Source organism: Thalassobacillus sp. CUG 92003, from assembly GCF_013618635.1.
GTDB lineage: Bacteria > Bacillota > Bacilli > Bacillales > Halobacillaceae > CUG-92003.
This window is the reverse complement of sequence record NZ_JABLSJ010000004.1, coordinates 295,138-308,021: the sequence shown is the minus strand read 5'-3', so window position 1 is coordinate 308,021 and position 12,884 is coordinate 295,138. Positions and strand designations below refer to the sequence as shown.

Genomic DNA, 12,884 nt, shown 5'->3' with positions numbered 1-12,884 from the left:
TGGACAATAGCTTGTTTTTTTTTATACAATGGACGTGCAGTGAAAAATGATGGGAGGATGGAACATGAATATTCACGAGTATCAAGGTAAACAAATAATGCGTGATTTCGGTGTATCTGTGCCGAATGGCCACGTGGCCTATACCGTAGATGAAGCTGTAGAAGCAGCTGAAAAATTAGGTACAGATGTCATTGTCGTTAAAGCTCAAATCCATGCAGGCGGACGCGGAAACGCCGGTGGGGTTAAAATTGCCAAAAATCTTGACGATGTGCGTACATACGCAAGTGAGCTGCTTGGAAGTACCCTGGTGACGCATCAGACAGGGTCGGAAGGAAAGGAAGTAAAGCGCTTACTGATCGAGGAAGGCTGTGATATTCAAAGCGAATATTACATCGGTCTCGTCATGGACCGCGCTACGAGCCGTGTAACGATGATGGCTTCCGAAGAAGGAGGCACTGAAATCGAAGAAGTGGCGGAAAAGTCACCGGAAAAGATTTTCAAAGAAGTGATCGACCCCGTGACTGGTCTGACTCCTTTCCAAGCGAGACGCCTGGCATTCAACATTAATATCCCGAAAGAGTCCCTTTCCAAAGCAGTTAAATTTATGCTTGGATTGTACGATGTCTTCGTGAAGAAAGACTGCTCGATTGCTGAAATAAACCCATTGGTTACCACGGGAGATAATCAAGTGCTCGCGCTTGATTCCAAGTTAAATTTTGATGATAATGCTTTGTTCCGCCAAAAAGATGTAGCTGAACTCCGCGATCTGGATGAAGAAGATCCTAAAGAAGTCGAAGCTTCGAAATATGACTTAAGCTATATTGCACTTGATGGAAACATCGGGTGTATGGTCAACGGTGCCGGCTTAGCCATGGCTACAATGGATACGATCAAATATTATGGCGGCGAACCGGCTAACTTCCTTGACGTAGGTGGCGGTGCTACCACAGAGAAAGTGACGGAAGCCTTTAAAATAATTCTGTCGGATGAAAGTGTTAAAGGCATTTTTGTTAATATCTTTGGTGGTATTATGAAATGTGACGTCATCGCAGAAGGGGTCGTTGAGGCGACCAAGCAAATCGGATTGACGCTTCCTTTAGTCGTTCGACTTGAAGGCACCAATGTTGCTGATGGCAAAAAGATTCTAGATGAATCTGGCTTGAACATCACCTCTGCAGACTCAATGGCAGATGGCGCACAAAAAATCGTAGACTTTGTAAAGTAAGAAAGGCGGGGAAAAACAGATGAGTGTATATATTGATAAAGATACAAAAGTCATAGTACAGGGGATCACAGGCTCGACAGCCTTATTCCATTCAAAACAGATGATTGAATATGGTACACAAATTGTTGGCGGTGTCACCCCTGGCAAGGGCGGTACAGAAGTAGAAGGCATCCCTGTGTTTAATACGGTCGCTGAGGCTGTAGAACAGACAGGTGCCAATGCTTCCGTTATTTATGTGCCGGCTCCATTTGCAGCAGATGCTATTATGGAGGCTACCGATTCAGAACTGGATCTGGCCATTTGTATTACGGAGCACATTCCAGTATTGGATATGGTGAAAGTCAAGCGTTATATGGAGGATAAAAAAACACGGCTCGTTGGACCGAACTGTCCGGGCGTCATTACACCGGATGAGTGTAAAATCGGTATCATGCCGGGATATATCCATAAAAAAGGACATGTTGGTGTCATATCCCGTTCAGGTACATTAACGTATGAGGCTGTCCATCAGCTATCTGAATCTGGTATCGGTCAATCCACAGCTGTTGGAATTGGCGGGGACCCTGTCAATGGCACGGATTTTATCGATGCCTTGAAGGCCTTCAACGAAGACGATGATACAGAAGCTGTAATTATGATTGGTGAGATAGGCGGTACTGCAGAAGAAGAGGCTGCCCAATGGGTAAAAGCTCATATGAACAAACCCGTTGTCGGCTTCATCGGTGGACGCACAGCCCCTCCAGGGAAACGAATGGGCCATGCCGGTGCTATTATCTCCGGAGGTAAAGGTACGGCTGATGAAAAAATTCGGGTCATGAACGAATCTGGTATAGAAGTAGCTGAAACGCCATCTGTCATGGGAGAAACATTGATCAATGTTTTAAAAGACAATAATCTTTATGAAAAATGTAAAACCCACTAAGGTTTTACTCAGGCCGTTCTCTTGAACAGAGAACGGCCAATTTATATGAATAAGGAAGTGTCCCAATGAATCAAACCAAATGGAATTTGATGCTGCTTCATGCTTCTCCGGGGTTTACCCGCCGGCGCATCAAGGCATTAATTCGAGCCAACCCCACCTTAGACTCCCTGCATTCTTTCACTCCTCAAGCGTTATCCACTCTACTGAAAGTCTCCTTTAATGAAGCTGTTCAATTGCTTTCCCAGTTACACAATCCCCGTCTCTTAAATAAATTAGAAGCTTTTGCGGAAAAATATCACTGCGTAACGTGGTTTGATCAACATTACCCCACTTTATTAAGACACATTCCTGATCCTCCGCTCGTACTTTATATGAACGGTGATCTTACCCTGCTTGATCCACTCTTTTCCTTAAGTGTCGTAGGAACGCGAACCCCGTCACGAGAAGCTTTCGCAAATATGGAAAACGTGTTAGCTCCACTTATCTCAAAGCGCGTCACGCTGATTAGCGGTATGGCTGCTGGCATCGATCAATTTGCACATCGTCTAGCAATAAGCTATCATGGAAAAACAATTGCAGTCTTAGGATCTGGTTTTCAGTATATTTATCCTAAAAATGACATACCTTTGTATCAATGCTTGGCGGACCAGCATTTAGTCATCTCAGAATACGTACCCGATCAACCACCCCGAAAGTATCAATTTCCTGAACGAAATCGTATTATTTCAGGTCTTACGCAGGCTACATTAGTGGTGGAAGCTAAGGTGAAGAGTGGATCATTGATTACTGTGTCTCAAGCTTTGGAACAGGGAAGAGAAGTGTTTGCCATGCCCGGTTCTCTGCAGCATCCCACTAGTGAAGGCTGTCATAAATTGATTCAGGATGGCGCGAAACTCGTATGTACGGCTGATGATATTATAGAAAGTTGGCCCGTTTATAACCGATGTTGATAAGCGTTAAGACCGGAAAACGGTTTCTTGTAAATGGCATGGATATAAGTTGTGGTTTGACAAACCGATTACATCTATTTAATAATAGGGAAGATTTATCTATCCGATACGCATGCAGATTAAAACACCTCTATGGGAGGAGAACACATGGCAGATTACCTTGTTATTGTTGAATCACCTGCAAAAGCAAAAACAATAGAACGCTATTTAGGAAAAAAGTATAAAGTCAAAGCATCGGTCGGTCATATCCGTGACTTACCAAAAAGCCAAATGGGTGTTGATGTTGAAAAAGGATTCGAACCGAAATACATTACGATAAGAGGCAAAGGGCCTGTTTTGAAGGAATTAAAGTCTGCAGCAAAGAAAGCAAAAAAAGTTTTTCTAGCAGCTGACCCTGACAGAGAAGGTGAAGCGATAGCATGGCACCTTGCCCACAGTCTCGATATTGATGAAGATTCAAATTGCCGGGTTGTATTCAATGAAATTACCAAAGATGCAATCAAAGAATCGTTTAAGCATCCGAGAACCATCGATGGTAACCTCGTGAATGCCCAGCAGGCACGTCGGATATTAGACCGTCTCGTTGGTTATAATATTAGCCCGATACTATGGAAGAAAGTTAAAAAAGGGTTGAGTGCTGGTCGTGTACAATCAGTTGCAGTCAAAATCATCATTGACCGGGAAAATGAAATCAATAACTTTGAACCACAAGAATACTGGTCGATTGATGCGGACTTCCTAAAGGATAAAGAAGCGTTTGAGGGCTCTTTCTATGGCATTGATGGAAAAAAGAAAGAGTTGAAAACGAGGGAGGATGTAGATGACGTCCTCAAAAAAATGAAAGGGAAGCAATTTGCGGTTGATAAAGTGAACAAACGGGAACGTCGCAGAAATCCATCGGCTCCGTTTACCACCTCTTCCCTTCAACAAGAAGCAGCCCGTAAATTAAATTTCCGGGCCAGGAAGATCATGATGACTGCCCAACAATTATATGAAGGTATTGATTTAGGCGGCAAACAAGGTACGACGGGTTTGATTACGTATATGCGTACCGATTCGACGCGTATTTCGAATACAGCGGCGAACGAAGCAAAAGATTACATCGTTGAAAATTACGGTGAAACGTTTCTAGGCGGGCAAAAGAAAGGCGGCAAGCAACAAGGAGCTCAAGACGCTCACGAAGCGATCCGTCCAACATCCGCCATGCGTGATCCTAAATCATTGAAAAGTGTTCTGAGCCGTGATCAGTACCGCCTTTACAAGCTGATTTGGGAGCGGTTTTTAGCCAGTCAAATGGCGCCGGCTGTTCTTGATACCATGACCGTTCATTTAACGAATGAGAATGTTGAATTTCGAGCGACAGGTTCGAAAGTTAAGTTCAAAGGGTTTATGAAAGTGTATGTTGAAGGCAGTGATGATAAAAAGAACGAAAAAGATAAAATGCTTCCCGAGTTAGAAGAAGGAATGACCGTCAAAGCGGAAGAGATCAATCCCAACCAACACTTTACTCAACCGCCTCCGCGCTACACCGAGGCACGTCTTGTACGGACGTTGGAGGAATTGGGGATCGGCCGTCCATCGACGTATGCGCCTACGCTTGACACCATTCAACGGCGTGGTTACGTCACACTTGATAATAAACGGTTTGTACCGACTGAACTCGGCAGCATTGTCCTTGACCAATTAAGGCAATACTTCCCCGATATACTGAATGTCGATTTCACAGCAAAAATGGAAGAGGAGCTTGACTCAGTAGAAGAAGGGAAGATGGATTGGGTTAATATTCTCGATGAATTCTATAAGGAATTTGAACCCCATCTCGAAAAAGCAGAAAAAGAAATGGAAGAAATCGAAATAAAAGATGAACCAGCAGGTATCCAGTGTGAGGAATGCGGTCATGAAATGGTTTATAAGATGGGGCGTTATGGCAAGTTTTTAGCTTGTTCCAACTTTCCTGACTGCCGCAATACGAAACCTATTCTGAAAAAGATTGGAGTTACTTGCCCTAAGTGCAAGGAAGGCGACGTGGTGGAACGAAAGAGCAAGAAAAAGCGAACGTTCTATGGCTGTGATCGCTATCCCGAATGTGACTTCATTTCATGGGATAAACCTGTCAGTCGACCATGTCCGAAATGTGAATCCTTGCTTGTTGAGAAAAAGTCTAAAAAAGGTGTGCAAATTCAATGCACGAATTGTGAGTACAAAGAAGATACCCAGTAGCCTTTAGTAGAAGCTTCAACAGGAGATAAGGACAAAACTGAATAAAACACAAAACTTCCGAACAATCTCAACGATCGTGTTCGGAAGTTTTGTGTTTCAAGGAAGACATTCCATAACCGCTCCGTCAAATAACGCCGATTTCAAAGGGCGCGGCCACAGTTTCTTCGAAAAGCAACGAACGCTTTTCTGCGGGATCTTCCGCTCGAGCTGTTCCCGTAGAAGTCTACATGTGTTGACGACAATCATGTTTCTCGGTGATACTAGCATTGGCTTTGTGCATATGCATGAAACGAGCGGGAAGTAAAACGGCAGGCTTGAATTTGACGCTGTTTAGTGTGATTATGAAAGAGCTTTGTCCCTTTCCTTTCAACATACACAACTATCCAGCACTCGTAACGCATTCTAATTGTAACTACCACTTAAATTGACAGTTCATGCGCGCAAGGATATAATACCCGTTTAGCGATAATGTCTCGCTTGACCTTGATTGAATGAGGTTTACTGAGAAGCCTGGACGGGCATTATGATACAGGGGAAAGATAACCTGTGGAAAAGACTGACAACAATTCAGAATTTTGTTACAATTATGTGAAAGACATTGCTATTAATGATTGAATTGTGATAAAATTTAAACGCCTTAACGAGGTGGTCATGACTCATGCAGAATTTACAGGATGCAGCCCAACTATTTAAAGAATACTTGCAAATTGAAAAAAATGCATCACCGTTGACGGTTCAGAGTTACGAGGACGATGTGAATGCATTTTTTATTTTTTTGCGCTCTGAAGATATACATAGTCTTCGTGATATCGATGATGCGCTCATACGTGTATGGTTGACGAAACTTTATGAACATGGTCTGCTCCGTCGCTCCGTCTCTAGAAAACTCTCATGCTTACGTTCTTTTTTTCGTTTTCTGGAACGTGAAGAACTTGTGAAACAGAACCCATTTTTAACCGTCTCTTTGCCAAAAGAGATGGCACATATCCCTGACTTTTTTTATGAAGAAGAATTGCAGCAGTTATTTTCCGTGAATACGTCCTCAGATCCGTTAGACCAGCGGAATCAGGCTATTTTAGAAATATTATATGGAACCGGGATCCGGGTCAGCGAATGTACAGGATTATCAATGAAAGATATTGATTTTTCAATAGGCACGCTCTTGGTTCATGGCAAAGGGCGAAAGGAACGTTACGTGCCGTTCGGCCACTTTGCTGAAGAAGCTCTTGAAACATATATTGAACAAGGTCGGAAGCAGCTAATTGAGAAGACAGAAGAGGCCCCCGTGGCTGTTTTTCTAAACGCCCGCGGGAAGCCGATCAGTGCTAGAGGCATCCGCCTCATTTTAAATAAAATGGTGAAGAAAGCTGCTTTGACAGTAGATATCCACCCCCACAAATTAAGGCATTCATTCGCGACACACATGCTTAACCAAGGGGCTGATTTACGGTCAGTTCAAGAGTTGCTTGGACATGAACATTTATCATCAACTCAGATTTATACGCATGTTACGAAGGACCACTTACGTAATATTTATATGAACAGCCATCCAAGGGCTAAAAAATGAGGTGAACCAATTTGGAGCAATTTCATGCGACAACTATATTTGCCATCCAGCATAAAGGGCAATGTTCCATGAGCGGGGACGGGCAAGTAACGCTGGGCAACCAGGTGGTTATGAAGCATAAAGCTACGAAGGTAAGGCGTTTGTACCACGATCAGGTATTAGCTGGATTTGCGGGATCTGTGGCAGATGCATTTACATTGTTTGAAAAGTTCGAAGCTAAACTGGAATCATACGATGGCAACTTGGCGCGCGCTGCCGTTGAACTTGCTAAAGAATGGCGAAGTGATCGTGTATTGCGCAAGCTTGAGGCGATGCTGATTGTCATGAACAAAAAAGAAATGTTTCTGGTATCTGGTACAGGGGAAGTGATAGAGCCCGATGACGGCATTCTGTCCATAGGCTCCGGCGGTAATTTTGCCTTAAGTGCAGGCAGGGCGCTGCAACGCTACGCTCCAGACCAGTCCGCAGAACAGATTGCCAAAGCTGCTCTGGAAATCGCCGGCGAAATCTGTGTGTTCACCAATGAGCAGATTACGCTTGAAGTGCTTGAATAAAAGGAGGATGATCGCTCATGTCCATGGAATTGACCCCTAAACAAATCGTTAATCAACTGGATCACTATATAATCGGTCAACATGAAGCAAAGAAATCCGTAGCTGTTGCGCTTCGCAATCGGTATCGCCGCATGCAGCTCGACGATAGCATCCGTGATGAGATCGTGCCTAAAAATATTTTAATGATGGGGCCGACCGGTGTCGGTAAGACTGAAATCGCTCGCCGGCTTGCCAAATTAGTAGGCGCTCCTTTTGTCAAAGTTGAAGCAACTAAGTTTACGGAAGTAGGTTACGTAGGGCGAGATGTTGAATCCATGGTGCGGGATTTGACCGAAACAGCGGTCCGCATGGTGAAAGAGGAGAAAATGGAAGCTGTTAAGCAGAAAGCGGAAGATGAAGCTAATAAACGGTTAGTGAAGCTGCTAGTCCCTTCAGCTAAAAAGCAAAACAATCAAATGAAGAATCCATTTGAAATGTTATTTTCTCAAACAAACACCGATCAAGATTCGCAGCAGCAGGAAGAAGATGAAGAAACGGACGTGAAGTCAAAACGGAAACAGCTTGCCCACCAGTTGGCTATGGGTGAATTAGAGGACCATATGGTCACCATCGAAGTAGAAGAACAACAATCTTCTATGTTTGATATGATGCAGGGTTCAGGCATGGAACAGATGGGGATGAACATGCAGGATGCGCTCGGGCAATTTATGCCGAAAAAAAAGAAGAAAAGGCGTTTGCCTGTAAGTGAAGCGAGAAAAGTCCTCACCCAGGAAGAAGCACAGAAGCTAGTGGATATGGATGAAGTTGGTCAGGAGGCTGTGGAAAAGGTTGAACAGTCGGGCATGATCTTTATCGATGAAATTGATAAAGTGGCAGCGAAAGGTGATCAACAAGCCAATGTATCCCGAGAGGGTGTGCAGCGTGACATTTTACCAATCGTTGAAGGTTCGACCGTGGTGACGAAATATGGAGCTGTCAAAACGGACCATGTCTTGTTTATTGCTGCGGGTGCTTTCCATATGGCTAAACCTTCTGATTTAATCCCGGAGCTACAGGGCAGATTCCCAATCAGGGTCGAATTTGAAAAACTGACTGTAGAAGACTTTAAAAATATTTTAACGGAACCATCGAATGCGCTGCTTCGCCAGTATCAGGCTTTAATTGAAACAGAAGGTATAAAGGTTGAATTTTCTGACGATGCTATCAATAAACTAGCAGAAATAGCCTATGAGGTTAACCAGGAAACAGATAACATCGGTGCTCGCCGGCTTCACACGATACTCGAAAAACTATTAGAGGATCTATCCTTCGAAGCGCCTGATGTCAATATGGAAACAATCGAAATCACGACTCAATATGTAGATGGAAAGCTTAGTAATATAGTGAAAAATAAAGATTTGAGCAGATTTATCCTTTAAGTTTTGCTCGTGAGGAGGAAATAATATGAAATTACTAGAAAGAACACGTAGAATTAACGCAATGCTGCAAAAGACGACCGGAAAATCAGTAGACTTCAATGATATGTCTGCTACTTTAAGAGATGTCATTGGTGCTAACACCTTTGTGTTGAGCCGTCGGGGGAAACTGCTAGGTTTCTCAATCAAACAAGAAATCGAAAATGAACGCATGAAAGCTATCCTGAATGAACGGCAATTCCCCCAAGAGTACACTCAAAATCTATTCAATATCCAGGAAACGACACCCAACATTGATATTAATAGTGAGTATACCGCATTTCCGGTTGAAAACCGTGAATTGTTCGCGAATGGCTTAACAACAATCGTGCCGATTATCGGGAGCGGCCAACGACTTGGAACATTGATACTGAGTCGTTTGTCCGAAAGCTTCGAAGATGATGATCTGCTGCTTGGCGAGTATGGGGCAACGGTTGTCGGTATGGAAATTCTTCATGAGAAAACTGAAGAGATTGAACAGGAAGCACGTAACAAAGCCGTTGTGCAAATGGCGATCAGTTCCTTATCGTATAGTGAATTGGAAGCGATCGAGCATATATTTGAAGAATTGGAAGGTAATGAAGGATTGCTGGTGGCAAGTAAGATTGCGGACCGGGTCGGCATTACACGTTCTGTCATCGTTAACGCCCTAAGGAAACTTGAGAGCGCCGGCGTGATTGAATCGCGTTCATTGGGCATGAAAGGGACGTATATAAAAGTATTGAATAACAATTTCTTATTGGAACTTCAAAAACTGAAAGCGAATTAAAAAACAGCCTCCGCGGCTATAAAAACCGCGGAGGCTGTTTTTTGTACAGGAGTCACCATGATTATATCGCATTTCAACTTTGAGATTTAACGGGGTCATTGTAAAACATTCACGTTCTGTCATAGTGTTTACTATATTGTTTTTTTCGACAAAGATGCTCTGATCGTTTTCATTTTTTGCATAAAGGTTAAAAAAATGAATCTAAATTACCATGATTATAGTCCCGTTTTGTAAGGTTTTCGTAAATTTTGGCAAAATTGCATAGACACATGTTGTCTTCTTTTTTACAATATGATTTATAGTTATAAAAAATATGTCGAACGGGGGTGAACGTATTGAACCTTTTCAGTGATACGTTTTCCACACTAGAAAACGCATTAAACTATACAACAGAAAAAAATCGTGTCATTTCCAACAATATAGCAAATGTTGACACACCTGGTTATAAAGCGAAGGAGGTTGCATTCAAGGACGTTTTACATAACGAGCTTCAATCCTCAGGCGGTAATAAACGGACGGATGCACGGCATTACTCCTTTGATGATCAGCCTGGCCAGTCATTTACGACTAGAACAAAACAAGGGACGACATATAATCACAATGGCAACAACGTGGACATAGATAAAGAGATGAATGAGCTTGCGAAGAATCAAATTCAATATCAAGCTCTTGTCGAGCGTTTAAATGGGAAGTTTCAAAGTTTGGAATCTGTTATTAGAGGAGGTCAATAGCAGTGGGCATATTTAATGCAATGAATGCGAGCGGTAGTGCGCTTACGGCGCAACGATTGCGGATGGATACCATTTCGTCGAATATAGCAAATGCTGATTCCACTCGGGCAACGTTGAACGAAGAAGGTGAGTGGGAACCTTACCGAAGAAAGATGACGGTGTTTGAGCCGAGAAGCGGTAGTTTTGATTCCTTTCTTCAACACGCTTCGGGGGCCAAAGGTAATAGTCAGGGCGTAAAGGTGACCGAAATTACGGAAGACGATGAACCGTTTAAACAGGTCTTTAACCCGAATCACCCCGATGCGAATGACGAAGGGTACGTGGAGGTTCCGAATGTCGACCCGACAAAAGAAATGACTGACATGATGAGCGCGACACGCTCCTACGAAGCAAACGTAACCTCATTGAATGCAACGAAAGGCATGCTGATGAAGGCTTTGGAAATAGGAAGATAATACCCGGAAACGAAGGAGTATGGTTCGATGGAGAATTTAGGGAATATTCAACAGCTGCAGTCTGCGGGCAATATGAAATCGCAACTCAATCAAAAGAGTACGCCGGCCGAAACCCATTCCCAGTTTGCTAAAAGTCTGAAAAATGCAATTGATAAAGTGAACGAAAGCCAAATCCAGTCTGATCAAAAGACTAAAGCGTTGGCCAATGGAGAAACAAACGATCTGCACGATGTTATGATCAGTGCGCAAAAAGCGAGTGTGACATTACAAACCACTGTAGAAATGCAGCGGAAAGCAATTGATGCCTATAAAGAAATGATGCGTATGCAAGTTTAAACACACATCACATTTACTTCTTTATTATAAGTATTCTCTTAACTCGTGAGTTTTATGGGGGCAATTATGAAGGAAAAAATTTCGAGATATAAAGAACAGGTTGTTTCGTTCTGGCGAGAACGAAGCAGAGCTCAAAAAGGAATAATGATCGGCTCAGTACTTGCCCTTATCCTTATTCTAGTAACGGCAAGTATTTTTGCTTCCAGTAAAAATATGGTGCCCCTTTATCGTGATCTTTCTCTCCAAGAAGTTGGCCAGATAAAGGAAGAATTGGATACAAGAGGTGTCAAATATGAACTGACGGATGGCGGCTCAACCGTTACGGTTCCCGAAGAAAACGTGGAAGACCTGCTGGTGGATTTAGCAGCTCTGGGCCTGCCTGAGAGCGGAAGCATTGATTACTCATTTTTCAGTGCCAATACATCCTGGGGGATGACTGACAAGGAGTTTGAAGTTATCGAACTCGACGCTATGCAGAGTGAGTTATCCAATTTAATCTCCGGTATTGATGGCATACAAGATGCGAAAGTGATGATCAACCGGCCTGAAGAGCCCGTCTTCATGGGAGATCAAGAGGAAGAAGCATCTGCGTCCATCGTATTGAATACGCAGCCGGGCTATCAGTTTGAGAACAATCAGATTAAGTCATTGTATAATCTTGTAGCCAAATCGATGCCGAACCTTCCTACAGACAATATCGTCTTAATGGATCAAAACTTTGAGTACTATGATTTAGAAAATTCTAATCAGTCTGCGAATGAAGGTACGTATACATATCAACAGAATGTGAAAGAGAATGTCGAACGGGATATTCAACAACGCCTGCAGCAAATGCTGGGCAGAATGATCGGGCGAGACAAAATCGTGGCATCGGTCACAGCCGACATTGATTTTACCCAGGAAAACCGAACCGAAAAATTGGTTGAGCCGGTGGACCCTGATTCAATGGAAGGACTTCCAGTAAGCGTGGAACGGATCGAAGAAGCTTACACCGGGACTCCTCCAGTAGGCGGTGAAACAGGTACAGGTGATGAAGACACACCGAATTACCCAGCCGAGGGTGAAGGGAACAACGGCGATTATGAGATGGAGAAAGAAACCATCAATAACGAATTCGATCGAATCAGACGCGAAATTGTGGAAAGCCCTTATAAAGTCAGGGATCTCGGCGTGCAAATCGCCATAGACAATACAAAAGGCACCGATGAGAATGGTGACGTCGAATATTTATCTGAACAAGAACAGCAAACCGTCCAGGAGAGCGCCGAGTCGATTGTGAATTCTATGATTTCCACTTCGATTAGCGGTGAATATGACGAAGTCGAACCTGAAGAAAAAACCTCAATCGTGTTCCAGGAATTTAACGGGAATCCTGAGTTCGACAACGAATCCCAGCCTCGCGTTCCCTTATGGATGTATATAGCTGGAGGTATTCTCTTGCTATTGATCGGTATTCTGGCTTGGCTGCTTTTCCGAAAACGCAGTAAAGCAACCGACGAGGAAGCGTACGTTGAAGAATACATCGAGCGCCCTGTGGAGGTGGAGACGCCTGAACTTGAAGAAAACGAATCAGAATCCACGGTGCGCAGAAAACAGCTTGAACGTATGGCAAAAGATAAGCCGGAAGAGTTTGCGAAACTACTCAGGTCTTGGATTTCTGAGGAGTAACAAGGAGGGAATCGAGTGGCTGCACACAGGAAA

At 43.4% G+C, this 12,884-nt stretch carries 12 protein-coding genes; all 12 read left to right on the top strand.

The annotated features are described in order from the left end of the window. Window positions 1-64: 64 nt before the first annotated feature. Entirely contained in the window at window positions 65-1,225 is a 1,161-nt protein-coding gene (gene sucC, locus HOP45_RS08340; RefSeq protein ID WP_181348801.1) for an ADP-forming succinate--CoA ligase subunit beta, read from the top strand. Window positions 1,226-1,244: 19 nt separating this feature from the next. After that, a complete protein-coding gene (sucD, locus tag HOP45_RS08335; protein ID WP_181348799.1) occupies window positions 1,245-2,147 on the top strand; it encodes a succinate--CoA ligase subunit alpha in 903 nt (300 codons plus the stop codon). Between the two features lie 65 nt (window positions 2,148-2,212). Then, window positions 2,213-3,097: a DNA-processing protein DprA gene (gene dprA, locus HOP45_RS08330; protein ID WP_181348797.1), complete on the top strand. Its 885-nt coding sequence runs from the start codon at window positions 2,213-2,215 to the stop codon at window positions 3,095-3,097. Between the two features lie 147 nt (window positions 3,098-3,244). Then, entirely contained in the window at window positions 3,245-5,317 is a 2,073-nt protein-coding gene (gene topA, locus HOP45_RS08325; RefSeq protein WP_181348778.1) for a type I DNA topoisomerase, read from the top strand. Window positions 5,318-5,975: 658 nt separating this feature from the next. Continuing rightward, window positions 5,976-6,884 carry a tyrosine recombinase XerC gene (gene xerC, locus HOP45_RS08320; protein ID WP_181348776.1) on the top strand — a complete coding sequence of 303 codons (909 nt, stop codon included), beginning with the start codon at window positions 5,976-5,978 and terminating at the stop codon, window positions 6,882-6,884. 11 nt (window positions 6,885-6,895) lie between these two features. Beyond that, complete coding sequence (gene hslV / locus HOP45_RS08315) at window positions 6,896-7,438, top strand: ATP-dependent protease subunit HslV (RefSeq protein ID WP_181348774.1); 543 nt, start codon at window positions 6,896-6,898, stop codon at window positions 7,436-7,438. A gap of 17 nt (window positions 7,439-7,455) precedes the next feature. Next, window positions 7,456-8,856, top strand: a complete 1,401-nt coding sequence (hslU, locus tag HOP45_RS08310) for an ATP-dependent protease ATPase subunit HslU (protein ID WP_181348772.1) — start codon at window positions 7,456-7,458, stop codon at window positions 8,854-8,856. A gap of 25 nt (window positions 8,857-8,881) precedes the next feature. Beyond that, complete coding sequence (codY, locus tag HOP45_RS08305; protein WP_181348770.1) at window positions 8,882-9,661, top strand: GTP-sensing pleiotropic transcriptional regulator CodY; 780 nt, start codon at window positions 8,882-8,884, stop codon at window positions 9,659-9,661. A 335-nt stretch (window positions 9,662-9,996) separates the two neighbouring features. Further along, window positions 9,997-10,392, top strand: a complete 396-nt coding sequence (gene flgB, locus HOP45_RS08300) for a flagellar basal body rod protein FlgB (protein ID WP_181348769.1) — start codon at window positions 9,997-9,999, stop codon at window positions 10,390-10,392. Between the two features lie 2 nt (window positions 10,393-10,394). Next, on the top strand, window positions 10,395-10,847 hold the full coding sequence (gene flgC / locus HOP45_RS08295) for a flagellar basal body rod protein FlgC (RefSeq protein ID WP_181348767.1): 453 nt from the start codon (window positions 10,395-10,397) through the stop codon (window positions 10,845-10,847). Between the two features lie 72 nt (window positions 10,848-10,919). Then, window positions 10,920-11,183 (top strand): flagellar hook-basal body complex protein FliE, encoded by a 264-nt coding sequence (gene fliE, locus HOP45_RS08290; protein ID WP_483316425.1) that lies wholly within the window; start codon window positions 10,920-10,922, stop codon window positions 11,181-11,183. 66 nt (window positions 11,184-11,249) lie between these two features. Further along, window positions 11,250-12,851, top strand: coding sequence for a flagellar basal-body MS-ring/collar protein FliF (fliF, locus tag HOP45_RS08285; RefSeq protein ID WP_181348764.1), 1,602 nt, complete (start codon window positions 11,250-11,252; stop codon window positions 12,849-12,851). Window positions 12,852-12,884: the final 33 nt, after the last annotated feature.

Excerpts from the sequence above, each read along its gene's own strand:
- dprA (WP_181348797.1), top strand. The coding sequence starts at position 2,213 with ATGAATCAAACCAAATGGAATTTGATGCTGCTTCATGCTTCTCCGGGG.
- fliE (WP_483316425.1), top strand. The coding sequence starts at position 10,920 with ATGAAATCGCAACTCAATCAAAAGAGTACGCCGGCCGAAACCCATTCC.
- topA (WP_181348778.1), top strand. The coding sequence starts at position 3,245 with ATGGCAGATTACCTTGTTATTGTTGAATCACCTGCAAAAGCAAAAACA.
- xerC (WP_181348776.1), top strand. The coding sequence starts at position 5,976 with ATGCAGAATTTACAGGATGCAGCCCAACTATTTAAAGAATACTTGCAA.
- fliF (WP_181348764.1), top strand. The coding sequence starts at position 11,250 with ATGAAGGAAAAAATTTCGAGATATAAAGAACAGGTTGTTTCGTTCTGG.
- codY (WP_181348770.1), top strand. The coding sequence starts at position 8,882 with ATGAAATTACTAGAAAGAACACGTAGAATTAACGCAATGCTGCAAAAG.
- sucD (WP_181348799.1), top strand. The coding sequence starts at position 1,245 with ATGAGTGTATATATTGATAAAGATACAAAAGTCATAGTACAGGGGATC.
- sucC (WP_181348801.1), top strand. The coding sequence starts at position 65 with ATGAATATTCACGAGTATCAAGGTAAACAAATAATGCGTGATTTCGGT.
- hslU (WP_181348772.1), top strand. The coding sequence starts at position 7,456 with ATGTCCATGGAATTGACCCCTAAACAAATCGTTAATCAACTGGATCAC.